The organism is Oleiharenicola sp. Vm1 (assembly GCF_047777955.1).
In the GTDB taxonomy this organism is placed as follows: Bacteria; Verrucomicrobiota; Verrucomicrobiia; order Opitutales; family Opitutaceae; genus Didemnitutus.
Map to the genome: position 1 here is coordinate 1508462 of NZ_CP180537.1, position 23658 is coordinate 1532119.

The following is a 23658-nucleotide window of genomic DNA, read 5'->3' on the forward strand; positions in this document are numbered from 1 at the left end:
CTCAACTCGCCATGTCCGCCCCGAAATCCCTCTTCGAAAAAGTCTGGAACGTCCACAGCGTCCGCCAGCTGGCCAACGGCCAGACGCAGCTGCTCATCGGCACGCACCTGATCCACGAGGTCACGTCGCCGCAGGCCTTCGGCATGCTCCGCGACCTCAAGCTGCCGGTGCTCATGCCGCACCGCACCTTCGCCACCGTCGACCACATCGTGCCGACCGACCAGCTGGTCGAGCCCTACGCCGATCCGCTGGCGCAGGCGATGATGGACGAGCTGCGGAAGAACTGTGCGCAGTTCGGCATCACCTTCTTCGACCGCGCGAGCGGCAAGCAGGGCATCGTGCACATCGTCGGTCCCGAGCAGGGCATCACGCAGCCCGGAACGGCGATCGCGTGCGGCGACTCGCACACGAGCACGCACGGCGCGTTCGGCGCGATCGCGTTCGGCATCGGCACCTCGCAGGTGCGCGACGTGCTCGCCACGCAGACGATGGCGCTGGGCAAGTTGAAGGTCCGCCGCATCGAGGTGAACGGTCAGCTCCGCCCCGGCGTCTACGCGAAGGACGTCATCCTCCACATCATCCGCACGCTCGGCGTGAACGGCGGCACCGGCTACGCCTACGAGTATGCCGGCAGCGTGTTCGACGGCTTCTCGATGGAGGAGCGTATGACCGTGTGCAACATGTCCATCGAGGGCGGCGCGCGCGTCGGCTACGTCAATCCCGACGAGACGACCTTCGCCTACCTCAAGGGCCGTCCGTATGCGCCGCAGGGTGCCGCGTGGGACGCCGCCGTGGCGCGCTGGAAGGGCTTCGCCTCCGAGCCGGGCTGCCGTTACGACGACGTCGTGAAGATCGACGCGGCCAGCATCGCGCCGACCGTCACTTGGGGCATCAATCCCGGCCAGGGCATCTCGATCACGGAAAACGTGCCCGATCCCGCCAAGGCCGCGTCCGCCGACGAGAAGGCCGGCATCGACGAGGCGCTCGCCTACATGAAGCTGAAGCCCGGCGCGCCGATCAAGGGCACGAAGATCGACGTCGCCTTCCTCGGCTCCTGCACCAACGGCCGTCTTTCCGACTTCCGCGAGGTCGCGAAATATATCCAGGGCAAGCGCGTCGCGCCCGGGGTGAAGGCCATCGCCGTTCCCGGTTCGCAGATCGTCGCCCTCCAATGCGAGAAGGAGGGCCTCGACAAGATCATCGCCGCCGCCGGCTTCGAGTGGCGCGGCGCAGGCTGCTCGATGTGCCTCGCGATGAATCCCGACAAGCTCGTCGGCGACCAGCTCTGCGCCAGCTCGTCGAACCGCAACTTCAAGGGCCGCCAGGGCTCCGTCACCGGCCGCACGATCCTCATGAGCCCCGTGATGGTCGCCGCCGCTGCCGTCACCGGCACCATCGCCGACGCCCGCGAGGTTTTCGCCGTCAACTGAGCGAAAGCAGTCAGCAGCCAGCGTCTCTCAACTCTCAGCCCTCAATTCTCATGGCCTTAGCCAAAATCACCTCCGTCACCGGCCGCGCCGTTCCTGTGCTCGGCAACGACATCGACACCGACCGCATCATCCCGGCGCGCTTCATGAAGTGCGTCACGTTCGACGGCCTCGGCGAATTCCTCTTTCACGACGTCCGCCATCATCCGGACGGCTCGAAGGCGCCGCATCCGCTGAACGAGCCGCGCTACGCGGGCGCGACGATCCTGCTCTCCGGCGCGAATTTCGGCTGCGGCTCCTCCCGCGAGCACGCGCCGCAGGCGATCCAGAAATACGGCTTCAAGGCCGTCATCGCCGAGAACTTCGCCGAGATCTTCTTCGGCAACAGCACGACGCTCGGCATGCCCTGCGTCAGCGCCAAGCGCGACGACATCGCGCAGATCGCGGCGTTCGCGCAGGCGAATCCGGCGGCCGAGATCACGATCGACCTCGAGAAGCTCGAGGTGCGCTTCGGCGGCCGGAGCGTGCCGATCACGCAGCGCGACAGCGCGCGCGACGCGCTCATCAACGGCCGCTGGGACGCCATCGGCGAGCTGCTCGACGGCATCCCGGCGGTGAAGGACACGGCGAAGAAACTCCCGTATCTCGCCGCCTGAGCCGGCGCGGCAGCGATCGGTCTTCGAGCGCGCGGTTTCCCGCGCGCTTTTTATTTGCCGGCCAACGCGGCGGACGCGTGAGCCGGCCCGCGTCCTCGACTTTTGCGCGCGACTGGATTTCTAGAGGGGCATGAATCGCCCGCACGTGACGTGTTTCATGATGACGTCCCTGGACGGCCGCATCCGGGGCAGCAACTGGCGCCTGCGCAACGCGCACGAGATCTACGAGGCGCAGGCGGCGAAGATCCCGTGGGACGCCTGGATCGTCGGCCGCGTGACGATGGGCGGCTTCACGAACACGAAGCCGCAGCCGGCGCGTCGCGGGCGGTTCACGGTGCCGCCGGGCGACTTCGTGGCACCGCACGGCGCCAAGCGTTTCGCCGTTGGCCTCGATCCGCACGGCAAGCTCAAGTTCAAGCGCAACGACGCCGAGGGCGAACACATCATCGTGGTGCTGACCGAGCAGGTGCCGGCGGAGCATCGCGATTACCTGCGCGCGAAGAACGTCTCCTACCTTATCGCGGGCAAGCGCACGATCGACCTCCGGCTCGCGCTGCGGAAGCTGGCGCGGTTGTTCCCGATCCGGCGGCTGTCCCTCCAGGGCGGCGGCCGGATCAACGGCTCGTTCCTCAAGGCCGGCCTGATCGACGAGTTGATTCTGCTGCTGATGCCGATCGGCGACGGCTCGCTCGGCACGCCGACGCTGTTCGACACCGAGGAGGGCTACACGCGCCGTCCGGCGCAGCACTTCCGGCTGAAGTCGGCGAAACCGGTGAAGAACGGCGCGCTGCTGCTGCACTACGCGGCGAAGCGGTGAGCCCGGCCGCGGGGCGCGGCCGAAAATGAAGAAGCGCACCGTGCGGGTGCGCTTCGCGGGGAGGGGCGCGACGGGTTCCGCGCGCGTTCTCGGCCCTCACTTCACCGCGACTTCGCGGTATTGCCCGAGCTCGCGGTAGCGCTCGTAGCGGTCGTCGAGGAGATCCTCCTCGGATTTCTCGAGCAGTTCGTCGAGGTGGCGCGTGAAGGCGGCCTTGAGCGCGGCGGCGGCGGCGGCGGGATCGTTGTGCGCGCCGCCGAGCGGCTCGGCGATGACCTCGTCGACGACGCCGAGCTCCTTGAGGTTGGCGGCGTTGAGCTTGAGGGCCTCGGCGGCCTTGGCGGCGTGGGCGCGGTCCTTCCAGAGGATGGCGGCGCAGCCTTCGGGCGAGATGACGGAGTAGTAGCTGTTTTCGAAAATCAGGACGCGGTCGGTGACGCCGATGCCGAGCGCGCCGCCGGAGCCGCCTTCGCCGACGATGACGGCGAGGGACGGGACCTTGAGCATGGCCATTTCGCGGAGGTTGACGGCGATGGCCTCGGAGACGTGGCGCGCCTCGGACTCGACGCCGGGGAAGGCGCCGGGCGTGTCGATGAAGGTGAGGACGGGCAGGCCGAACTTCTCGGCCAGCTTCATCAGGCGGAGCGCCTTCCGGTAGCCCTCGGGCTGGGGCATGCCGAAGTTGCGGAGGATGTTCTCCTTGGTATCGCGGCCCTTCTGCTGGGCGATGATCATGACCGCGCGGCCGTCGAAGAAGGCGGTGCCGCCGATGAGGGCCTGGTCGTCCTTGAACTGGCGGTCGCCGTGCAGTTCCTGAAAATCGGTGCAGAGCGCCGCGACGTAATCGAGGGCGTAGGGGCGCTTCGGGTGGCGCGCGACCTGGACGCGCTGCCACGGCGTGAGGTTGGAGTAGATCTCGCGCTTGGTGACCTCGATCTTCTGCTCGATCGCGGCGAGTTCGGCGGACATGTCGATGTTGTTCTCGAGCGATTGCTGGTGCAGCGCGTCGAGCTGCTTTTCGAGTTCGCGGAGCGGCTTCTCGAACTCGAGCAGGTAGGCGGGTCGGTCCATAGGGGGCGGAGGCTAGGGACCGGCCCGGGCGCGTGTCAACGGGCGGCCCAAGCGCCCGGGTGTGGCATTTTGCGGAATTCTCCTTGCTGCCTAGGGTGTTTACCCTTCTCGTCATTTTCCGTGAGCCAAACCCCGGCTGATCAAACACCTCCGCGAGCGAACGACTCGGTGCCGCCGGGCCCGGAGCGGGAGCCGCCGGCGGGGGCAGCTGGCCGCCGGTGCCGCCGCCGCTGGTCAACCGTCTGGTTTCGTCGGCCACGGCGACGCCGTTCGTGCCGGAGGTGAAACGCCCCGCGATCTCCGAGATTCCGTTTTCCTGCGTCGTCGAGCCGCCGCCCAAGCGCGGGCGGACGAAGGAGGCGCCCGAGGCCAAGCCGTCAGCGCCCGCGCGCAGCGTCGTGCCGACCGTGCCGCCCGCCCCGGACCGACCGGCGGTGCGGGCGAATCCGGCGCTCACGACCGCGCCGGCCGCGCCGGTCGCCGGCACGCCGGCGGCGATGACCACCGTGCCACCGTTCGCCCAGGGCGGAACGGGCGCGCCGTTCGCGGCCCCCGCCAGCGCGACGCCGTTCGAGTTCAATCCGGAGAAGCCGGAGAAGGTGCGCTGGCTGAGCTGGTCGACGCTCCTCCTCGTGGCCGGCTGCGTGGCGGGTTATTACCAATACCAGCGCATGCAGCGGGCCGAGGCCGAGGCGCCGCCGGCAGCGGCCGCTCCGGCGACGGACGAGAAGGCCGGCGCGGCACCGCCGAAGATGGCGTCGTTCGCCACGCCGTTCACCGCGCTCAAGCAGGCGAAGGCGACGATCAAGGACGCGGGCGAGAAGCACAAGGCCGCCTACGAGCTCGTCGAGAAGATGCTCGACGATCCGAACGCGGCGATCGACGCCGCGCCCAAGCCGGCGGTCGCACCCGTCGTGGTGCCGGCGGCGGAGCCCGAGTCGGGCGGCAAGGCCAGGCGCGACGCGGTGGAGGCCGTCCTCGGCACCGACGGCGAGTTCCTCGTGCCCGCGGGTTCGCCGAAACCGAGCCTGCGGTTCGCGCACTGGGTGCGGACGGTGAAGATCGGCGGCGCGCGGTTGAACGATCATCCGCGCGTGCTGGTCGGCGCGGCCGCCTACACCTTCGGCGATGTCGTGGAGCTCAACCTCGGGATCGTGCTCGAGGGCTACAACGCCGAGCGGCGCGCGCTGCGGTTCAAGGAGACGGCGACCGGCGCGCTCATCGAGCGGCGGATCTGAGGCGGCCGCGGCGCCGGCTACAGGCCGCCGCGGTGCGCATCGGGGTTCTTCAGCTGGTCCTTCCAGCTGGCGATCTTGGCCTGGGCGCCGAAGTGCTCGGCCCGGGCCTTGTCGCCCTTTTCCATCCAGACGCGCGAGAGGGTCGTGTTGATGAACAGGTCGTCGGGCCGCAGGCGGTGCGCTTGCTCGGCGGCGCGCAGCGCGTCGTCGAAGCGCCGCAGGCCGAAGTTGATCTCGGCGGCGGCGTGCCAGGCGGCGAACGAGTCCGGCGCGGCGGCGGTGGCGCGCGCGAGCTTGTCCAGCGCGGCGTCGTTGTCGCCCATCGTGTAGTCGAAGGTCGCGTCCTCGATCAGGTGTTGGAGCTCGTCGGCGGTCACGCGGCGCACCGTAGCAGGGTGCGGGCAAAGAAAGGACGGCCTCGCGGCCGTCCGGGGGCGGGAAGGGGGCGGAGGCTCAGCCCTTCTTCGCGGGCTCGGCGCCCTCGGGCTTGTGGTTGGCCTCGACGGAGATCGTCAGGGCGACGTCGTCGCCGAGCGCCTTGCTCAGCATGGCCGGGCCGGCGACGCCGAACTCGGACTTCTTGATGGTGACGGTCGCCTCCCAGCCGGAGGTGGTGGCGCCGCGCATGCCGGGGCCGGTGCCGAGGAGCGTGACCTTGAGGGTGACGGGCTTCGTCACGTCCTTGATCGTGAGGTCGCCGGTGACGTCGAAGGTGCCTTCGCCGGTCTTCGTCCAGGACTTGCTGACGAAGTGCGCGGTCGGGAACTTGGCGGCGTCGAAGAAATCGGCGCTGAGCACGTGCGCGTTGCGCTTGTCGTCGGCGGTGTTGACCGAGCCGATCTCGACCGTGGCCTCGACGTGGCTCTTTTCCGGCGCGGCGGCGTCGAAGGTGATCGCGCCGTTGAGCTTGGTGAAGTTGGCGGAGAACTTGGAGAACAGGTGGCGGAGGCTGAAGCCGACCGAGGAGTGGACCGGGTCGATCTTGTAGGTGACGGCGTCGGCGCGGACCGCGACGACGAGCGTGAGCGTGGCCAGGAGGGTGAGGAGGCGTTTCATGTGGTTCACAGAGGTTGTGAGGCAGACGCGTAGCGCGGTTTGTTGCAAATGCAACTAATTTCTGGCCGCCGGCCCGCGGTCACAGGATCAGCATCGCGTCGCCGTAGCTGAGGAAGCGATAGCCGCGGGCGGCGGCCTCGGCGTAGATCTCGCGGAACCAGGCCACGCCCTCCGTGCCGCCGGGCGAGAGGAAGGCCGAGACGAGGCAGAGCAGGGTGGAGCGGGGCTGGTGGAAGTTCGTGATCAGGGCGTCGACCGCGGCGAACGTCGCGGGCGGGTGGACGAAGAGATCGGCCTCGCCGAAGTAGTCGCGGCCGAGCGGCGCGGCGTGGCGGCGGCGGAAGTCCTCGAGCGTGCGCAGCGAGGTCGTGCCGACCGCGATGCGCCGGCCGCCGGCGGGCGCGAAGAGCGCGGCCTGCGCGGCGACGGGAACTTCGTAGACCTCGCGGTGGATGACGTGGTCCTCGACCTGCTCGCTGGTGATCGGCCGGAACGTGCCGAGCCCGACGTGCAGCGTGACGTCCGCACTGCGCACGCCCGCGCCGGCGAGCTCCGCCAGCAGCCGGGGGTGAAGTGCAGGCCCGCGGTCGGCGCGGCGGCGGCGACCTGGTGCGCGCGGTCGGCGTAGACGGTCTGGTAGCGCTCGCGGTCGAGCGCCTTGGCGGAATCGTCGCCGCGCTCGGCGATGTAGGGGGAGGGGCATCTCGCCGATGCGGTTGGCGACGGCAAGGATGTCCGCGGCGTTTTCGCAGGCGAAGGCGACGCGGAAGAGTCCCTCGGCGTTCTTCTCCCGCACGGTGGCGGTGAACTCGCCCGGCAGGCCGAAGGTTTCCCCGGGCGGGAGCTTGCGGCCGGGGCGGAGCAGGCACCACCACTCGTCGGCTTCGACGGCCGGACGCAGCAGCAGGCACTCGACGGCGCCGCCGGTCGGGCGGCGGGCGTGCAGGCGCGCGGGGATGACGGCGGCGTTGTTGCGGAAGAGCGTGTCGCCGGGGCGCAGGTATTCGCCGATCTCGCGAAAGTGCCGGTGCTCGATGCGCCGTTCGGCGCGGTGCACGACGAGCAGGCGCGAGGCGTCGCGTTGCGGCGCGGGGGTCTGCGCGATGAGGTGCGCGGGGAGCGGGTAGTCGAAGAGGTCGGTTTTCACGTAGTCCGAATGGCCGTTGTTTCCCGGCTGGAGTCAGGGGTCAAGTGCTGGCAACGGTGGGGGATGCCCGATGCTCCGCCAACCTGGAAAACGCCCGCCCTGTGGCTCGGCGCGGGCGCCTGCGCCCTGCCGTGGATCACGCCGCCGATCGCGCTCGCCGCCGGGCTGGCCTTCGCGGTCTTCGTGGGCAACACCGACGCCAAGCGCGCGGCGAAGGTGCAGAAATACCTCCTGCAGGGCTCGGTGGTCGGCCTCGGCTTCGGCATCCAGTTTAGCGCGGTGGTGAAGGCGGGCTCGACCGGCGTCGTGACGACCGCGCTCACGCTGCTGGCGACGATGGGGCTCGGTCTCGCGCTCGCGCGGTTGTTCGCGGTCGAGCGGGTGACGGGCCAGCTCATCTCCACCGGCACGGCGATCTGCGGCGGCAGCGCGATCGCGGCGATGGGGCCCGTGCTCGGCGCGGAGGCGCGCGTGATGTCGGTGGCGCTCGGCTGCGTGTTCGTCCTGAACGCGGTGGCGCTCTTCCTCTTCCCCTGGATCGGCCACCTGGTCGGGATGACCCCGGAGCAATTCGGCTACTGGTCCGCGATCGCGATCCACGACACCAGCTCGGTCGTCGGCGCCGCGGCGAAGTATTCCGCCGCCTCGCTCGCCATCGCCGTGCCGGTGAAGCTGGCGCGGGCGCTGTGGATCCTACCGATGGTGGCGGTCGCGGCCTGGTTCGAGAAGCAGCGCGGGGCGAAGGCGGTCATCCCGTGGTTCGTGCTGCTGTTCATCGCCGCCTCGGCCCTCGCCTCGGCCTTCCCGGCCGGGGCTCCAATGTATCAATTTTGGGTCAGTGCGGCCAAGGCCGGACTCGCCGTGACGCTGTTTCTGATCGGCGCCAGCCTCTCGCGGGACAACCTCCGCTCGGTCGGCTGGCGGCCGTTCGCGATGGGAATCGCTCTCTGGCTGGTGGTTAGCGTGGTTTCGCTCCTGTTGATCCTGCGCGCGGCCTGAGTGCTGTCATAAAGAAAGAGCGCCGTTGACCGATTTCCCTCTGACACCCAGAAATTCGTCCGTCTCTTTTTTCGAATGACGTCGAGCACCAAGCTCTCCCTTCACCTCTTCACCGCGCTTATTATTGCGGTCGTCATTCTGCTTACCCCCTCCACCGGGCGGCTTTCGCACAACTAAAGAGAGACAAATCTCCCAAGTTTCGAAAAGGCCGCCCAAACCGGGTGGCCTTTCTTTTTTCTCGAATGAAAAACCTCCGCCAATCCGCCACACTCAACCGCCCCGCCACGGGGGCCCGCCGCGCATGAGCGACCTGCGTCTCAACTCCCGTGCGATCACCGAGGGCGTCAGCCGCGCCCCGGCGCGCGCCATGCTCAAGGCGGTCGGCTTCACCGACGAGGACCTCCGGAAGCCGCTCATCGGCATCGCCAACACCTGGACCGAAATTGGTCCATGCAATTACCACCTGCGCGAGCTCGCCGAGGCCGTGAAGGCCGGCGTCCGCGCCGCCGGCGGCACGCCGATGGAGTTCAACACCGTCTCCATCTCCGACGGCATCACCATGGGCACCGAGGGCATGAAGACCTCGCTGATCTCGCGCGAGGTCATCGCCGACTCGATCGAGCTGGTCGTGCGCGGCAATTACCTCGACGGCCTGGTCTGCCTGTCCGGCTGCGACAAGACCAACCCGGGCGTGATGATGGCGCTGGCGCGCGTCAACGTCCCCGGTCTCGCCCTCTACGGCGGCTCGATCAACCACGGCGAGCACCACGGCAAGGCGCTGACGGTGCAGGACGTGTTCGAGGCCGTCGGCGCGTTCAACGCCGGCAAGATCGACGAGAAGGAATTCAAGTGCGTCGAGAACGCCGCGTGCCCGACCGCCGGCTCGTGCGGCGGCCAGTTCACCGCCAACACCATGGCGACGGTCATGGAGGCGATCGGCATCTCGCCCGCCGGCGCGAACGGCATTCCCGCGGTCGATCCCGCCAAGAAGGACGCCGCGCGCCGCTGCGGCGAACTCGCGGTCGAGCTCGTGCGCCGCGACCTGCGCCCGGCGCAGATCTTCATCCGCCCCGCCTTCGAGAACGCCATCCGCGCCGTCGCGGCGTCGGGCGGCTCGACCAACGCCGTCCTCCACCTGCTGGCGCTCGCGCACGAGGTGGGCGTGCCGCTCACGCTCGAGGATTTCGACCGCCTGAGCGACCAGACCCCGGCGATCGCGACGCTGAAGCCGGGCGGCCTCTACACCGCGCCCGAGATGCACGCGGCGGGCGGCATCACGCTCCTGCTCCGTCGCCTGCTCGAGGGCGGCATGCTCACCGGCGGCTGCCCGACCGTCACCGGCCGTTCGCTGGCCGAGGAGGTGCGCAACGCGCCCGAGACGCCCGGCCAGCAGGTCATCCGCCCGGTGGCGAAGCCCTTCAAGCCGCACGGCGGCCTCGTCATCCTCCGCGGCAATCTCGCCGAGGAGGGCTGCGTTCTGAAGGTCGCCGGCAGCAGCGTGCAGAAGCACCGCGGCCCGGCGCGCGTCTTCAATTGCGAGGAGGACGCCATGGCGTCCGTCACCGCGCAGAAGATCAAGGCGGGCGACGTCGTCGTCATCCGTTATGAGGGCCCGAAGGGCGGCCCCGGCATGCGCGAGATGCTCGGCGTCACCGCCGCGCTCGCCGGCGCCGGCTTGGCCGACTCGGTGGCGCTGCTCACCGACGGGCGCTTCTCCGGCGCCACGCGCGGCATGTCCATCGGCCACGTCGCCCCCGAGGCGGCGGTCGGCGGCCTGATCGCGTTCGTGCAGGAGGGCGACGTCATCGAGATCGATGTCGCCGCACGCAAGCTGCACGTCGAGGTCGCGGCGGTCGACTTCACCTACCGCCGCCAGGGCTGGACCCCGCCCGTCCCGCGCTACAAGCGCGGCGTGATGGCGAAATACGCCAACACCGTCACCTCCGCCGCGCAGGGCGCGGTGACTTCCTGAACTTTCCTCAACCCCTCCTCCTTATTTCACGCATGAAACTCACCGGCGCAGAAATCATCTGGGAATGCCTCATCCGCGAAGGCGTGGATGTCGTGTTCGGTTACCCGGGCGGCGCAATCCTGCCGACCTACGACGCGATGACGAAGTATCCGCAGATCCATCACGTCCTCACGCGCCACGAACAGGGCGCCACGCACATGGCCGACGGCTATGCGCGCGCCAGCGGCAAGGTCGGCGTCGCCATCGCGACCTCGGGCCCCGGCGCCACCAACATGGTCACCGGCATCGCCACCGCGATGATGGACTCGTCCCCGATCGCCTGCATCACCGGCCAGGTGGGCTCGCGCGCGCTCGGCACGGACGCGTTCCAGGAGACCGACGTCACCGGCGTCACCCTGCCGGTCACGAAGCACAATTACCTCGTCACGCGGCCGGGCGACATCGCCCGCGTGCTGCGCGAGGCGTTCTACATCGCCAAGAGCGGCCGCCCCGGCCCGGTGCTGGTCGACATCACCAAGGACGCGCAGCAGCTCGCCGCCGAGTTCGACTGGGAGGCCGCCGCGCCGAAGCTCCCGGGCTACCGCCCGAGCCTCCGCGCCCTGCCCACGGAATACGAGCGCGCGCTCGAGTTGATCAACTCCGCCAAGCGTCCCGTGATCCTCGCCGGCCAGGGCATCAAGCTCTCCGGCGCCACCGCCCAGGTGCTCGAACTCGCCGACACCGCGCGCATCCCGATCGCCGTCACGTTGCTCGGCCTCGGCGTCGTGCCGGCGTCGTCGCAATACAACCTCGGCATGATGGGCATGCACGGCGAGGCCTGGGTCAACCAAGCCATCCAGCAGGCCGACCTGCTCATCGCGCTCGGCATGCGCTTCGACGACCGCGTCACCGGCAACCTCAAGACCTACGCGCCGCACGCGAAGAAGATCCACGTCGAGATCGATCCGTCCGAGGTGAACAAGAACGTCCACGTCGACGTCGCGCTCATCGGCGACCTGCGCGAGGTCCTCGAGGAGATCCTCCCGAAGGTCCGCACCTCCGATCGCGGCGAGTGGTGGGCCAAGATCGCCGAAATGAAGGGCGACTCCGCCGTCCGCGACATCCAGGCGCTCCCCGACAACGGCCACCTCTACGCCGCGCACGTCATCAACGACCTCTGGCGCGCCACGAAGGACCGCGACACCATCGTCGTCACCGACGTCGGCCAGCACCAGATGTGGGAGGCGCAGTATTACCGCCACGAGAAGCCGCGCTCGCTCATCACCTCCGGCGGCCTCGGCACGATGGGCTTCGCCCTCCCGGCCGCGATCGGCGCCAAGTTCGCCTGCCCGGAGAAGGACGTCTGGGTCGTGGTCGGCGACGGCGGCTTCCAGATGACCATGCCCGAGCTCGCGACCGCCGAGCAGGAGGGCATCAAGGTCAACGTCGCCATCATCAACAACGCCTTCCTCGGCATGGTGCGCCAGTGGCAGGAATTCTTCTACGACAAGCGCTACGCCGCGACGCCGATGACGGGCCCGGATTTCGTCAAGCTCGCCGAGGCCTTCCGCCTCAAGGGCCTGCGCTGCGACAAGCGCGCCGACGTCAACGCCACCGTCAAGGCGACGCTCGCCGACAAGGGCACCGTGGTCGTCGACTTCGTGGTCGAGCAGGAGGACGCCGTGTTCCCCATGGTGCCCGCCGGCGCCGACCTCGACGCCATGATCCGCCGCCCGAAGCGCGACGTGCTGGTCGAGACCGGTGCCGACAAGGAGTGGCAGATGCCCAACGGCGAGACCGCCGCCGTCTCGGAGCTCGCCCTCACCGGCGCCGCCGCCCCGGCCACCGCGCCGGCGAAGCGCAAGCCCGCTCCCGCCAAGAAATCCGCCCGCGTCGCGCCCGCCCGGGCGAAGACCGCGAAATCGAAGCGTCGCTAACCCGAGGAGAACTCACCCATGCCGAAACACACTCTCATCGCCTACGTCGAGGACGTGCCCGGCGTGCTGAACCGCGTCGCCTCGCTGTTCCGCCGCCGCAACTTCAACATCGACTCGCTCACCGTCGGCCGCACCGAGCAGCCGGGCGTCTCGCGCCTCACCGTGGTGGTCGACGCTACCGACGCCGGCGCCCGCATCGTCGAGGCCAACCTCTACAAGCTGGTCAACGTCCTCCGCGTCGACGACCTCACCCACAAGCCCGCGCTCAACCGCGAGCTCGGCCTCGTGAAGGTCAAGGTCACGCCCGCCACCCGCTCCCAGGTGCTCGAGCTCGTCGACGTGTTCCGCGCCCGCGTGGTCGACGTCGACGAAGAGTCGCTCGTCATCGAGGTCACGGGCACGCCGGAGAAGATCGGCAAGTTCGAGATGGTGCTCCGTCCCTACGGCATCCTCGAGCTCGTCCGCACCGGCTCCGTCTCGATGGCCCGCGGCCATGACAAGCTCTCGGCCAACCCGCCGCTCGTGCGCGCCGAGGTGCGCGGCAGCGTGACGGCCGACGACCACAGCCACGCCGGCGTCTCCATGTCCGTATGACGACCGCCCAAGCCGCCGACGACCGCGCGCCGTCGCTCAACGAGTTCTTCGACGAGGCTCCCGCCGCCGACGCCGCCCCGGCCTCGGCGGACTACGACTTCTTCGGCGGCTCGCATTTCACGCCCGCGCACGACTGATCGAATTTCTCCCACACAACACCAACCCACATCCCACGTTTTCACTCATGGCTAAAATCTACTACGACAAGCAGGCGGACCTCGCGCTGATCCGCGCCCGCAAAGTTGCGATCGTCGGCTACGGCTCCCAGGGCCACGCCCACGCGCTCAATCTCCGCGACAGCGGCGTGGACGTCCGCGTCGGCCTGGCCAAGGACTCGAAGTCCCGCCCCAAGGCCAAGAAGGCCGGCCTGAAGGTCGACACCGTCGACGCCGTCGCGAAATGGGCCGACGTGATCATGATGCTCGTGCCCGACCACGTCGCCGCGCGCGTCTACCGCGAGTCCGTCGCCCCGCACCTGACCAAGGGCAAGGCGCTGTTCTTCGCCCACGGCTTCAACATCCGCTTCGGCGGCATCAAGCCGCCGGCCGACGTCGACGTGTGCATGGTCGCCCCGAAGAGCCCCGGCCACCGCGTGCGCGAGGTGTTCCAGGAGGGCGGCGGCGTCCCCGGACTCTACGCCGTCCACCAGGACGCCTCCGGCAAGGCCAAGGCCCTCGCGCTCTCCTACGCGCGCGGCATCGGCTGCACCCGCGCCGGCGTGCTCGAGACGACGTTCACCGAGGAGACCGAGACCGACTTGTTCGGCGAGCAGGCCGTGCTCTGCGGCGGCTGCTCCGAGCTGGTGAAGGCCGGCTTCAAGACCCTCGTCGACGCCGGCTACCAGCCGGAGATCGCCTACTTCGAGTGCCTGCACGAGCTGAAGCTCATCGTCGACCTCATGTATCGCGGCGGCCTGAACTACATGCGCTACTCCGTCTCCGACACGGCGGAGTGGGGCGACTACCAGAGCGGCCCGCGCGTGATCACGAAGGAGACGCAGAAGGAAATGAAGCGCATCCTCGCCGACATCCAGAGCGGCAAGTTCGCCAAGCGTTTCATGGCCGAGAACGAAAAGCACGGCCGCAAGACGATGAACGCCTTCCGCAAGAAGGAGCGCAGCCAGCCGATCGAGAAGGTCGGCGTGAAGCTCCGCGCCATGATGCCGTTCCTCAATCCCGTCGTGATCTCCAAGTAACCGATTTGGTGTTGTGTTACCCCGAGGCGGGCGGTCGCTCGTCGGCCGCCCGCCTTTCTCCCGCTCCCTCGAAAACGAATCGCCATGAACAACCCAGCCTCCTCAGCCCGCAGCGAAGAAACCTTCCGCGTGACGGACTTATTCTCGCCGAACGACGCCTTCGCCGACCCGCGCGCCCAGCGCCCGGCCGCCGAACCCGCGACGCGGCCGTCCGCGGCCGGCGTTCCCGACTCGTTCGTCTTCGTCAACCCGCTCTTCTCCACGCCGCGCGACCTGCGCCCCTCCACGCAGCGATAACCGCTGCGTTTTTCGTTTCTCCAACCCGCACCTGCCATGGACTCGAATTACATCCGCATCTTCGACACCAGCCTGCGCGACGGCGAGCAAGCTCCCGGCGCCTCCATGACCTCGAGCGAGAAGCTTGAGGTGGCCCGCACGCTGGCGCGACTGGGCGTCGATGTGATCGAGGCGGGTTTCCCCGCGGCGTCGCCCGACGACCTCGCGGCCGTCCAGGCCATCGCGGCCGAGGTCGGCCAGACGCCCGTCGAGGGCCGCCCGCAAAGCGAGCCGCCGATCATCTGCGGCCTCGCGCGCTGCACGCGCAACGACATCGCGACCGCCTGGGAAGGCGTGAAGGGCGCCCGGCGCCCGCGCATCCACACCTTCCTCGCGACGAGCGACATTCACCTCCAGCACAAGCTGCGCATGACGCGCCCCGAGGTCGTGGCGCGCGCGGTGGAGATGGTGACGTTCGCGCGCTCGCTCTGCCCCGACGTCGAGTTCTCGCCCGAGGACGCCGGCCGCAGCGATCCGCAGTTCCTCTACGAGGTGCTCGCCGCCGTCATCAAGGCCGGCGCCACCACGCTCAACATCCCCGACACCGTCGGCTACACCATGCCCGACGAATACGGCGCGATGATCGCCGGCGTCATCGCGAACACGCCCGGCGCGAAGGACGTGATCATTTCCACCCACTGCCACGACGACCTCGGCCTCGCCGTCGCCAACACCCTCGCCGGTCTCCGCGCCGGCGCGCGCCAGGCGGAGGTGACGCTCAACGGCATCGGCGAGCGCGCCGGCAACGCCTCGCTCGAGGAACTCGTCATGGCCATCCGCACGCGCGGCGAGAAGCTCGGCCTGCACAGCGGCATCGACACCAGGCAGCTCTGCCGCGCCTCGAAGCTCATCTCCCGCGTCACCAGCTACCCCGTCCCGCCGAACAAGGCCATCGTCGGCGCCAACGCCTTCGCCCACGAGTCCGGCATCCACCAGGACGGCATGATCAAGAACGCGCAGACCTACGAGATCATGCGCCCCGAGGACGTCGGCGCGACGCAGACCACGCTCGTGCTGGGCAAACACTCCGGCCGCAACGCCGTCTCCAAGCGGCTCGCCGAGCTCGGCTACCCGCTCGAGGGCGAGGCCCTGGCGCGCGCCTTCGCCGAGTTCAAGAAGCTCGCCGATCGCAAGAAGTCGGTGCACGACGCCGACCTCATCGCGCTCGCCAGCGACGAGCGCACGCAGGCGCCCGAGCTCTGGACGCTCCAGGACCTCCAGGTCGCCTGCGGCACCACCGGCCTCCCGACCGCCACCGTCCGCCTCAAGGGCCCGGACGGCAAGCTGCACGTCCACGCCGCCGTCGGCACCGGTCCGGTCGACGCGAGCTACAAGGCGATCGACCACATCGTGCGCTCGCAGGTCCAGCTGCTCGAGTTCGTCGTCAGCGCCGTCACCGAGGGCATCGACGCGCTCGGCGAGGTCTCCGTGCGCGTGCGCCAGGACGACCAGCGCTCGTGCCACGGCCACGGCACCGACACCGACATCATCGTCGCCAGCGCCAAGGCCTACCTCGCCGCCGTCAACCTCGTCTTGTCGCGCGAGACTGCCGCGCCCGTGCACGCGCAAAAATCCAGCGTCGGCGCCGACGCCTCCGTTTCATGAGCCGCGATCCGAATCTTTCCGCGACCGTCGAGGTCTTCGACACCACGCTGCGCGACGGCGCGCAGACCGAGGGCATCTCGTATTCCCTCGAGGACAAGCTGCGCATCGCCCAGAAGCTCGACGAACTCGGCGTGACCTTCATCGAGGGCGGCTGGCCGGGTTCGAATCCGAAGGACGCCGCGTTCTTCGACGCCGCGCGCACGCGGACGTGGCAGCACGCCAAGATCGTCGCCTTCGGCGCCACGCGCCGCGCCCACATCGCGCCGGCCGACGACCCGAGCGTCCAGGCGCTCGTCGCCGCCGGCACGGAGGTCTGCTGCATCTTCGGCAAGTCCTCCGTCATGCAGGTCGAGGAAGTGCTGCGCACCACGCTCGACGAGAACCTGCGCATGATCGAGGACACCGTCGCCTACCTGCGCGGGCAGGGAAGCGCGTGATCTACGACGCGGAGCACTTCTTCGACGCCTTCGACGCCAACCCCGATTACGCGTTGAAGACGCTCGCCGCCGCCCAGAAGGGCGGGGCGGAGACGCTGACGCTCTGCGACACCAACGGCGGCCACCTGCCGTGGCAGGTCGAGGAAACCGTCCGCGCCGTTCGCGCCCGCTTCGGCCCGGCCCAGCGCATCGGCATGCACACGCACGACGACACCGGTTGCGGCGTGGCCAACACGATCGCCGGCGTCCGCGCCGGCGCCGCGCACGTGCAAGGCACGATCAACGGCTACGGCGAGCGCTGCGGCAACGCCAACCTCTGCATCGTCGTCCCCAACCTCGAGCTGAAGCTCGGCCTCCGCGCGCTCCCCGAGGGCGCGCTGCCGCGCCTGCACGACGTCGCCCGCTTCGTCGCCGAGGTCGCGAACCTCTCGCCCAACGAGCACATGGCCTACGTCGGCCGCAGCGCGTTTGCCCACAAGGCCGGCGTGCACGTCTCCGCCATGCTCCGCCACCCGGACGCCTACCAGCACATCGATCCGAAAAAGGTCGGCAACGAGATGCGCGTGGTCGTCAGCGAGCTCTCCGGCCGCGCCAACCTGGTTTCCAAGGCGGAGAACTTCGGTCTCAGCGAGCTCGATCCGCAGACCGGCGCGAAGGTCGTCGAGGACATCAAGGCGCTCGAGAACGAGGGCTTCTCCTTCGAGGCCGCCGAGGCCAGCGTGGCGCTGCTCGTGCGCCGGCGCGCGGCGGACTACGCCGCGCCCTTCAAGCTGATCGACTACCGCGTGATGGTCACGCGGCACGACGAGAAGCGCTTCGCCGACGCGACGATCAAGCTCTCGGTCGAGGCTGAAGAGGTGCACACCGCCGCCAGCGGCGACGGTCCGGTGCACGCCTTCGACCGCGCGCTGCGCAAGGCCCTCGAGCCGCACTTCCCGGTCGTGAAGGCCATCCATCTCGCCGACTACAAGGTCCGCATCCTGAACACCGGCGCCGGCACGGCGGCGATCACCCGCGTGCTGATCGACTGGGCCAACGGCGACACCCGCTGGAGCACGGTCGGCGCCGGCGCCAACATCCTCGAGGCCACTTGGCTGGCTCTGGCCGACGGCTACGAGTTCGGACTCGCTCCCCTTTCCACCAAAACGCCGGCCACCGTGTAAAAAACGGCGAGTCAGCAAATCCCAATCCACGCGGCGCACGGCCGTATTTTCCGTGCAAAATACTCAGCATCAATGAAGGCATCCATCGCACTCACCCCCGGAGACGGCATCGGTCCCGAAGTCGTCCACGAGGCACGACTTCTGCTCTCCGACGTGGCGAGGCTCTATGGTCACCAATTCCAGTTCACCGAGCACCTTCTGGGCGGCTGTGCGATCGATCGCCACGGCACTGCAATGCCGGACGAGACGCTTCAGGGCTGTCGTGGCGCGGATGCTGTGCTGCTCGGCGCCGTTGGTGGACCTAAGTGGGACGACCCGCAGGCCAAAGTCCGCCCGGAGCAGGGTCTCCTCGCGATCCGCAAGGCGCTCGGACTTTACGCCAATCTCCGGCCCATCAGCCCGCATCCCGCGCTCGCCAAGCTGTCTCCCCTCAAACCGGAGCGCGTCGCCGGCGTGGACTTCATCGTCGTCCGCGAACTCACCGGCGGACTCTATTTCGGCACGCCCAAGGGCCGGGAGCAGACTCCCGAAGGCGAGCGCGCCGTCGACACGCTGGTCTATACCGAAGGGGAGATTCGACGCATCGTGAGGCTCGCCTTCCAGCTCGCGCAGAAGCGCCGCCAGCTCGTCACCTCGGTCGACAAGGCCAACGTGCTCGAGTCCTCGCGCCTCTGGCGCAAGGTGGCGATCGAGGTGGGCAAGGAGTTCCCCAACGTGAAGCTCGAGCACCAGCTGGTCGACTCCTGCGCCATGCGCCTGATCACGCACGCGCCGTCGTTCGACGTCATCGTGACCGAGAACATGTTCGGCGACATCCTCACCGACGAAGCCGCCGTGCTCGCCGGCTCGCTCGGCATGTGCCCCAGCGCCTCGCTCGGCGAAGGCCGCATCGGCCTCTACGAGCCGATCCACGGCTCCGCGCCCGACATCGCCGGCAAGGGCATCGCCAACCCCACCGGCACGATCCTTTCCGCCGCCCTGCTGCTCCGGCATTCGCTCGGACTCGAGACCGAGGCGAAGGCCGTCGAGGCCGCCGTCACCGCGACGATCGACGCCGGCCAGCTCACGGGCGACCTCGGCGCCGCCCAGCCGCTCAGCACTGCCCAGATGGGCGCGGCCATCCGCGAGCGCCTCGCCGCCGGGCGGAACTGATTTCTGCTCCCTGTTTCCCATGATCGCTACAACCAACCGCTACAGCTCCGAGGTCGGCGCCGCTCCCAGCGGCACGATGGAAGCGCCGCGCGACGCCATTCGTCGCTCGGTCGCCGCCGTCGATTCCGCGCTCGCGTTCCCGCGCACCTCGGTGCGCGTCCGCGAGTCGAATCCGAACCACCACCTCTGGAACAACAACGGAACGTGGTATGTGCACTACACCGTGCACCCGACGCCGCTGACCAAGTCGCGCGTCCGGATGTCGCTCGAGACGAAAGACCTCGAGACCGCCCGCCAGCGTCGCGACGAGATCCTCGCCCGCGCCGGAGCCTGCCTCTAACACCGCGCCCTCGAATCGGCGCGTCCGGCCTCCGCCGGCGCGCCGCTGCCCGATCCTCCCACCCTTTCATCACCGCAGCCGGGCGGAGAGCCCGGTTTTTTTCGTCTCTTCCCGGCGCCACGGAGGCGAGTTGCGCCGGGCCGCGTTCCGGATAAAAACGTGCTTGCCAGTGGCGGGACCGCTCCGCGAAATCGGACCCTCGTTCTTTCGCCAACATAGCTCAGTTGGTAGAGCAGCGCTTTCGTAAAGCGCGGGTCGCTGGTTCAAGTCCAGTTGTTGGCTCCACTTTCAAACGCCCGGTTTCCGACGAGGAGACCGGGCGTTTTGCGTTTCAGTGGATCGAAAACTCGCCGACGTCCGCCCAGATCTTGATAGCCGCGCCGGAGTGAAAACGAAGGGTGAGATGCTCTTCCTGCGAACGATAGCCCTGGAAGCACCGGTCAAAGTCATCGCCGAATTCGGGCGGGGTGAAACTAAAGGTTTCCAAGCAGCAATCTTCCGTGCGCGGCATCGCGTCGTCTCGCCGGCAAATAGCGAAGTTGGTAACGCGACGAAACGTGAGTATCACTTCTTGTGGCGCGTCCGCCGGCACCCAACTGCCCGCTTCGCGGGTCCAGCGGAGAACGGCGCTCATGGCCGTCGGCTGGTAATCGATTCCCACGAACGCGAAGTTGTTATGGAGATCGAGGTAATGTTCGCCGGAGGTGATGGCGATGGCTTGGTCGATCTCGAAGTTTGTCTGCATGCCGGTGCGCTAGCTAGCTGCCCTTCGCCGGCTCGCCGGCGATCGCGCGGTGCATGGCGCGGGCGAGCTCCTCGTTGGTGAAGGGCTTGGAGAGCAGAGCGACGTGGCCGATCTGGGCGAGCTTCTCGGGCGAGATGCGGGAGAAATAGCCGGACATGATCACGACGGGCAGTTGCGGGGCGAAGGTGCGGATCTCGGCGGCGAGCTCGATGCCCTTCATCACCGGCATCGTCTGGTCGGTGAGCAGGACGGAGTAGTCGCCCGCGTTGCGGCGGACGACCTCGAGGCACTGCGCGGGCGAGTCGAAGGAGGCGACGCGGTAGCCGTTCTTCTCGAGCGCCATCTGCGCGAAGCTGCGGACGATGTCCTCGTCGTCGACCACCGCGATCAGCTCGCCGCTGCCGCGGGGGACCAGATCCATCGGCGCGGTCGACTCGTTCGAGGGCTGGTGGGCGATGGGCAGGAAGAGCGTGAAGGTGGCGCCTTGTCCCGGGGTGCTGGCCACGGTGATGGCGCCGCGATGGGCCTGGATGATGCCGTGCACCACCGAGAGGCCGAGACCGGTGCCCTGGCCGACTTCCTTGGTGGTGAAAAACGGGTCGAAGATGCGCTTGCGCGTCTCCTCGTCCATGCCGTGGCCGGTGTCGGAGAAATCGAGGCGGGCGTAGTCGCCGGGCGTGATGTTGCTCAGGGCGCCGGCGGCTTCCTCGTCGAGCTCGACCTGGGAGAGGACGAGGCGCATGGTGCCGCCGGTGGCGCGCATGGCGTGGGCGGCGTTCGAGCCGAGGTTGAGCAGCACCTGGTGGATCTGGGTGGCGTCGGCGAGCACGCGGCCGCAGGCGGCGGAGGTGTCGACCTCGATGCGGATGGTCGCGGGCACGGTGGCGCGGAGGAAGCGGCGCGCGTCCTCGACGACCTGCGTGAGATTGACCGGGACCTTCTCGCTGTCGGCCTGGCGGCTGAAGGTGAGGATCTGGTCGATGAGCTCGCGCGCGCGCAGCGAGGCGTCGCGCGCGGCGCCGAGGTAGCCGCGGGCGGGATCGGTCTCGGGCAGGGTGTCGAGGGCGAGGTCCTGGTAGCCGAGGATGCCGGTGAGGAGATTGTTGAAGTCGTGGGCGATGCCGCCGGCGAGCGTGCCGAGCGTCTCCATTTTCTGGGCCTGGAAGAGCTGGCCCTCGAGCTGGCGGCGCATCTCCTCGGCGTCGCGGCGGCCGGTGATGTCCTGGAAGGCGCCGTAGAGGCGGGTGGCGCGGCCGTCCTTGAGCTGGGCGCGGCCGAGGACGCGGACCCAGAGCTTGTGGCCGCGCGAATTGTGGAAGGGCAGTTCCAGGTCGAAGCCGGTGCCGGCGCGCACGGCGTGCTCCATCGCCTCGGTGAGCGTCTGGCGGGCCTCGGGTGGGTAGAAGGCGAGCGACTTCTCCAGGGTGGGTTCGTAGCCGAGCTCGACCTCGTGGATGCGGAACATCTCGGGCGACCAGGTGAGGCGGGCGGTGTTGAGGTCCCACTCCCACGCGCCGATGTGCGCGAGGCGCGAGAGCTGGAGCGACATCTCCTCGCCGTGGCGGAGACGCTCCTCGAGTTCCTTGCGCTGCGTGATGTCGGTCTGCGTGCCGACGACGCGGGTGGGCTGGCCGCTGTCGTCGCGGGCGACGATCTTGCCGCGCCCGAGCATCCAGACCCAGTGGCCCTCCTTGTGGCGGAGGCGATACTCGGCCTGGTAGATCGGCGTGCGGCCGGCGAGGTGGTCGGCCATGGCCTGCTCGACATGCGGCACGTCGTCGGCGTGGCCGAGGTCGAACCAGATCTGGCGGGCCGGGAGCTCGTCCGCGCGGTAGCCGACCATCGCGGCGTAGCGGGCGTCGCGGAAGATCTTCCCGGTGGTGAGATCCCAGTCCCACACGCCGTCGTTGGTGCCGGAGAGCGCGAGCTGCCAGCGTTCCTGGGAGATGCGCAGCTCCTCGCGCAGCTCCTTGGCCTCGGTGATGTCGCGGTCGAGGCCGACCAGGCGCGCCGCGCGGCCGTCGCGGGCGCGCTGGATGATGCCGAGCGCCTCGATGTGGCGGAGCGAGCCGTCGGGCCGGCGGATGCGGAACTGGCTCTGGTAGATCGGCGTCTTGCCGGCGATGGCGTCGGCGATGGCCTGGTCGTCATGCGCGACATCGTCGGGCAGCACGCGGTCGTGCCACTCGTGCACGTCGCCGCTGAAGGCGCTGCGCTCGATGCCGTAGATCTCGAGCATGCGGTCGTCCCAGATCATCTGGCGCGTCGCGAGGTCCATTTCCCAGACGCCGTAGCCGGTGGCCTTGATGGCGAGCTGGAGGCGGTCGTTGAGCGAGGCGAGCTCGCGGGCGCGGGCGTTGTCGTCGGTGACGTCGCGGTCGATGCCGACGACGCGGGTGACGCGGCCGCTGCCGTCGCGGCGGAGCACGCCGAGGGTCTGGATGTGGCGCTCCGCGCCGTCGGGGAGCTGGGTGCGGAATTGCGTCTCGAAGCCCTCGTCGGCGGCGAGGGCGCGGCCGATCTCGTCCTGCACCTGCTCGCGGTCGTCGGGGTGCATGCGGGCGAGCCAGGCGCCGGTGGTGCCGTCGAACTGTTCCGGCGTGTAGCCGTAGAGGGCGCACTGGCGCGGGTCCCAATACACGCGCTTGTTCACCAGGTCCCAGTCCCACACGCCGAAGCCGCCGGCGCGGAGCGCGAGGTCGAGGCGTTCGGTGGTTTTCTGGAGTTCCTGGGTGCGCTCGCCGACGAGGACCTCGAGGTTGGCGGCCTGGGTCTGGAGGCGGGCGAGGAGGGCGTCGCGGGTGGCCTCGGCGTCGGCGCGGCGCTGGTCGAGGGTGTCCATCCGGCGCAGCGCGTAGGTCAGCACGCCGAAGATCACCACGCTGTAGGCGACGTCGAGCAGCAGGCCGGTGTCGTGCAGCTCCGGCAGCACCGGCAGCAGCCACCAGCTCATGGCCATGAACAGCAGCACGGGGACGAGCAGGCCGATGGCCATCAGCACGAGCGCGAAATAGCCCAGCGGGTGGCCGCGCGAGAACAGCGCCAGCAGGTCCCCGTTGAGGCGGGCGCAGACGATGCCGACGCCGAGCGCGAGCACGCCGAGGGCGCTCATCACCGAGATCGGCGCGCTGGCCGGGTTGACGGCCATGCCGCCGAGCGTCAGCAGGGCGAAGCTGGCCACGGCGAGGCCGAGCCAGTTGGAGACGCCGAACCAGTGGCGGCGCTCGTGCGCCAGCGCCAGCAGGCCGAGGCCGGCGAAGCAGAAGGGCAGCGAGGTGTTGACCGCGATCAGGGTCGAGGCCGCCGGCGCCGCGCCGCCGCCGAACGGCGAGGCGAGGCGGCCGAAGTTGGCGGCCAGCATCGTGCCGATCGCGGCGGCGCCGGCGGACAGCGCCAGGCTGAGCGCCAGGACTTGGCCGATGAGGCGCCGGACCCGGCCGCCTTGTTCCCGGAGCAGGAGCAGGCCGGTGGAGGCGACGATCAGGCCAGCGGCGGTGTTCGGACTCATGGCCTTCCACGTCGGCCAGAGGCGGCGGAGGACGTCGATGTCGGCTCCCCAGCCGGCGAGGCCGAGGAGGCCGAAGGCGAGGGCAATCCAGGCGGCGTTGCGGGCGATAAGGCTGAGCTTCAGGTCGCGGGCGGGCACAGGAGTGGGGGAAAATTGGCCCATGGGCGGACGCGGGCAACACTTATACTTATGCGCGCTGCCGGGGGGGGCGTTCCGGCTTCAGACCGGCCGCGGCGCGCCGATGTTCTTGGAGGCGAGCGCCCTTTCGCGAGCGGGGGCTGGAA

General features: G+C 69.1%; 19 protein-coding genes, 1 tRNA gene and 2 pseudogenes. 16 read left to right on the forward strand and 6 right to left on the reverse strand.

The window, feature by feature from the left end:
* Positions 1-11 precede the first annotated feature (11 nt).
* The 3 genes from leuC to ACMYLB_RS07805 all read left to right on the forward strand — a co-directional run bounded on the left by leuC (position 12) and on the right by ACMYLB_RS07805 (position 2900).
* Entirely contained in the window at positions 12-1430 is a 1419-nt protein-coding gene (leuC, locus tag ACMYLB_RS07795; protein WP_415910373.1) for a 3-isopropylmalate dehydratase large subunit, read from the forward strand.
* 50 nt (positions 1431-1480) lie between these two features.
* The gene (gene leuD / locus ACMYLB_RS07800; protein ID WP_415910374.1) at positions 1481-2083 is read left to right on the forward strand and encodes a 3-isopropylmalate dehydratase small subunit; all 603 of its coding nucleotides are present in this window, start codon (positions 1481-1483) and stop codon (positions 2081-2083) included.
* A 130-nt stretch (positions 2084-2213) separates the two neighbouring features.
* The gene (locus ACMYLB_RS07805; protein ID WP_415910375.1) at positions 2214-2900 is read left to right on the forward strand and encodes a RibD family protein; all 687 of its coding nucleotides are present in this window, start codon (positions 2214-2216) and stop codon (positions 2898-2900) included.
* Between the two features lie 96 nt (positions 2901-2996).
* On the opposite strand, the gene ACMYLB_RS07810 is transcribed toward ACMYLB_RS07805, so the two are convergent.
* Positions 2997-3971, reverse strand: coding sequence for an acetyl-CoA carboxylase carboxyltransferase subunit alpha (locus ACMYLB_RS07810; RefSeq protein ID WP_415910376.1), 975 nt, complete (start codon positions 3969-3971; stop codon positions 2997-2999).
* Positions 3972-4189: 218 nt separating this feature from the next.
* Between ACMYLB_RS07810 and ACMYLB_RS07815 the strand changes: the two genes are divergently transcribed.
* The gene (locus ACMYLB_RS07815; protein WP_415910377.1) at positions 4190-5209 is read left to right on the forward strand and encodes a hypothetical protein; all 1020 of its coding nucleotides are present in this window, start codon (positions 4190-4192) and stop codon (positions 5207-5209) included.
* A gap of 17 nt (positions 5210-5226) precedes the next feature.
* Here ACMYLB_RS07815 and ACMYLB_RS07820 read toward each other — a convergent pair whose 3' ends face one another.
* The 3 genes and pseudogenes from ACMYLB_RS07820 to queA form a co-directional block, all read right to left on the reverse strand.
* Complete coding sequence (locus tag ACMYLB_RS07820; protein ID WP_415910378.1) at positions 5227-5595, reverse strand: hypothetical protein; 369 nt, start codon at positions 5593-5595, stop codon at positions 5227-5229.
* Positions 5596-5662: 67 nt separating this feature from the next.
* Positions 5663-6265 (reverse strand): YceI family protein, encoded by a 603-nt coding sequence (locus ACMYLB_RS07825; protein ID WP_415910379.1) that lies wholly within the window; start codon positions 6263-6265, stop codon positions 5663-5665.
* Between the two features lie 79 nt (positions 6266-6344).
* A pseudogene (gene queA, locus ACMYLB_RS07830) lies at positions 6345-7412 on the reverse strand (tRNA preQ1(34) S-adenosylmethionine ribosyltransferase-isomerase QueA).
* Between the two features lie 63 nt (positions 7413-7475).
* On the opposite strand from queA, the gene ACMYLB_RS07835 reads away from it, so the two are divergent.
* The 12 genes and pseudogenes from ACMYLB_RS07835 to ACMYLB_RS07890 all read left to right on the forward strand — a co-directional run bounded on the left by ACMYLB_RS07835 (position 7476) and on the right by ACMYLB_RS07890 (position 19406).
* A complete protein-coding gene (locus ACMYLB_RS07835) occupies positions 7476-8411 on the forward strand; it encodes a YeiH family protein (protein ID WP_415910380.1) in 936 nt (311 codons plus the stop codon).
* Positions 8412-8712: 301 nt separating this feature from the next.
* Positions 8713-10383: a dihydroxy-acid dehydratase gene (ilvD, locus tag ACMYLB_RS07840; protein ID WP_415910381.1), complete on the forward strand. Its 1671-nt coding sequence runs from the start codon at positions 8713-8715 to the stop codon at positions 10381-10383.
* Positions 10384-10415: 32 nt separating this feature from the next.
* On the forward strand, positions 10416-12299 hold the full coding sequence (gene ilvB, locus ACMYLB_RS07845; protein ID WP_415910382.1) for a biosynthetic-type acetolactate synthase large subunit: 1884 nt from the start codon (positions 10416-10418) through the stop codon (positions 12297-12299).
* A gap of 18 nt (positions 12300-12317) precedes the next feature.
* On the forward strand, positions 12318-12893 hold the full coding sequence (gene ilvN / locus ACMYLB_RS07850) for an acetolactate synthase small subunit (RefSeq protein ID WP_415910383.1): 576 nt from the start codon (positions 12318-12320) through the stop codon (positions 12891-12893).
* On the forward strand, positions 12890-13030 hold the full coding sequence (locus ACMYLB_RS07855) for a hypothetical protein (RefSeq protein ID WP_415910384.1): 141 nt from the start codon (positions 12890-12892) through the stop codon (positions 13028-13030). The genes ilvN and ACMYLB_RS07855 overlap by 4 nt, the downstream gene beginning before the upstream one ends.
* Positions 13031-13077: 47 nt before the next feature.
* A complete protein-coding gene (ilvC, locus tag ACMYLB_RS07860) occupies positions 13078-14088 on the forward strand; it encodes a ketol-acid reductoisomerase (RefSeq protein ID WP_415910385.1) in 1011 nt (336 codons plus the stop codon).
* 84 nt (positions 14089-14172) lie between these two features.
* Positions 14173-14385: a hypothetical protein gene (locus ACMYLB_RS07865; RefSeq protein WP_415910386.1), complete on the forward strand. Its 213-nt coding sequence runs from the start codon at positions 14173-14175 to the stop codon at positions 14383-14385.
* Positions 14386-14421: 36 nt separating this feature from the next.
* Positions 14422-16029: a 2-isopropylmalate synthase gene (locus tag ACMYLB_RS07870; protein ID WP_415910387.1), complete on the forward strand. Its 1608-nt coding sequence runs from the start codon at positions 14422-14424 to the stop codon at positions 16027-16029.
* Positions 16026-17629, forward strand: a pseudogene (cimA, locus tag ACMYLB_RS07875) (citramalate synthase). The gene ACMYLB_RS07870 and the pseudogene cimA overlap by 4 nt, the downstream one beginning before the upstream one ends.
* 72 nt (positions 17630-17701) lie before the next feature.
* Positions 17702-18781: a 3-isopropylmalate dehydrogenase gene (gene leuB, locus ACMYLB_RS07880; RefSeq protein ID WP_415910388.1), complete on the forward strand. Its 1080-nt coding sequence runs from the start codon at positions 17702-17704 to the stop codon at positions 18779-18781.
* Positions 18782-18800: 19 nt separating this feature from the next.
* A complete protein-coding gene (locus tag ACMYLB_RS07885; protein ID WP_415910389.1) occupies positions 18801-19121 on the forward strand; it encodes a hypothetical protein in 321 nt (106 codons plus the stop codon).
* Between the two features lie 209 nt (positions 19122-19330).
* Positions 19331-19406: transfer RNA gene (locus tag ACMYLB_RS07890), tRNA-Thr, on the forward strand.
* Positions 19407-19452: 46 nt separating this feature from the next.
* Here ACMYLB_RS07890 and ACMYLB_RS07895 read toward each other — a convergent pair.
* The gene (locus tag ACMYLB_RS07895) at positions 19453-19866 is read right to left on the reverse strand and encodes a hypothetical protein (RefSeq protein WP_415910390.1); all 414 of its coding nucleotides are present in this window, start codon (positions 19864-19866) and stop codon (positions 19453-19455) included.
* A 13-nt stretch (positions 19867-19879) separates the two neighbouring features.
* Positions 19880-23536 carry a PAS domain-containing protein gene (locus tag ACMYLB_RS07900; protein WP_415910391.1) on the reverse strand — a complete coding sequence of 1219 codons (3657 nt, stop codon included), beginning with the start codon at positions 23534-23536 and terminating at the stop codon, positions 19880-19882.
* Between the last annotated feature and the right edge of the window lie 122 nt (positions 23537-23658).

What these genes read in the sequence shown, in the direction of transcription:
- leuC (WP_415910373.1), top strand. Translation starts at nt 12, where the DNA reads ATGTCCGCCCCGAAATCCCTCTTCGAAAAAGTCTGGAACGTCCACAGC.
- leuD (WP_415910374.1), top strand. Translation starts at nt 1,481, where the DNA reads ATGGCCTTAGCCAAAATCACCTCCGTCACCGGCCGCGCCGTTCCTGTG.
- ACMYLB_RS07805 (WP_415910375.1), top strand. Translation starts at nt 2,214, where the DNA reads ATGAATCGCCCGCACGTGACGTGTTTCATGATGACGTCCCTGGACGGC.
- ACMYLB_RS07810 (WP_415910376.1), bottom strand. Translation starts at nt 3,971, where the DNA reads ATGGACCGACCCGCCTACCTGCTCGAGTTCGAGAAGCCGCTCCGCGAA.
- ACMYLB_RS07825 (WP_415910379.1), bottom strand. Translation starts at nt 6,265, where the DNA reads ATGAAACGCCTCCTCACCCTCCTGGCCACGCTCACGCTCGTCGTCGCG.
- ACMYLB_RS07835 (WP_415910380.1), top strand. Translation starts at nt 7,476, where the DNA reads ATGCCCGATGCTCCGCCAACCTGGAAAACGCCCGCCCTGTGGCTCGGC.
- ilvD (WP_415910381.1), top strand. Translation starts at nt 8,713, where the DNA reads ATGAGCGACCTGCGTCTCAACTCCCGTGCGATCACCGAGGGCGTCAGC.
- ilvB (WP_415910382.1), top strand. Translation starts at nt 10,416, where the DNA reads ATGAAACTCACCGGCGCAGAAATCATCTGGGAATGCCTCATCCGCGAA.
- ilvN (WP_415910383.1), top strand. Translation starts at nt 12,318, where the DNA reads ATGCCGAAACACACTCTCATCGCCTACGTCGAGGACGTGCCCGGCGTG.
- ACMYLB_RS07855 (WP_415910384.1), top strand. Translation starts at nt 12,890, where the DNA reads ATGACGACCGCCCAAGCCGCCGACGACCGCGCGCCGTCGCTCAACGAG.
- ilvC (WP_415910385.1), top strand. Translation starts at nt 13,078, where the DNA reads ATGGCTAAAATCTACTACGACAAGCAGGCGGACCTCGCGCTGATCCGC.
- ACMYLB_RS07865 (WP_415910386.1), top strand. Translation starts at nt 14,173, where the DNA reads ATGAACAACCCAGCCTCCTCAGCCCGCAGCGAAGAAACCTTCCGCGTG.
- ACMYLB_RS07870 (WP_415910387.1), top strand. Translation starts at nt 14,422, where the DNA reads ATGGACTCGAATTACATCCGCATCTTCGACACCAGCCTGCGCGACGGC.
- leuB (WP_415910388.1), top strand. Translation starts at nt 17,702, where the DNA reads ATGAAGGCATCCATCGCACTCACCCCCGGAGACGGCATCGGTCCCGAA.
- ACMYLB_RS07885 (WP_415910389.1), top strand. Translation starts at nt 18,801, where the DNA reads ATGATCGCTACAACCAACCGCTACAGCTCCGAGGTCGGCGCCGCTCCC.
- ACMYLB_RS07895 (WP_415910390.1), bottom strand. Translation starts at nt 19,866, where the DNA reads ATGCAGACAAACTTCGAGATCGACCAAGCCATCGCCATCACCTCCGGC.
- ACMYLB_RS07900 (WP_415910391.1), bottom strand. Translation starts at nt 23,536, where the DNA reads ATGGGCCAATTTTCCCCCACTCCTGTGCCCGCCCGCGACCTGAAGCTC.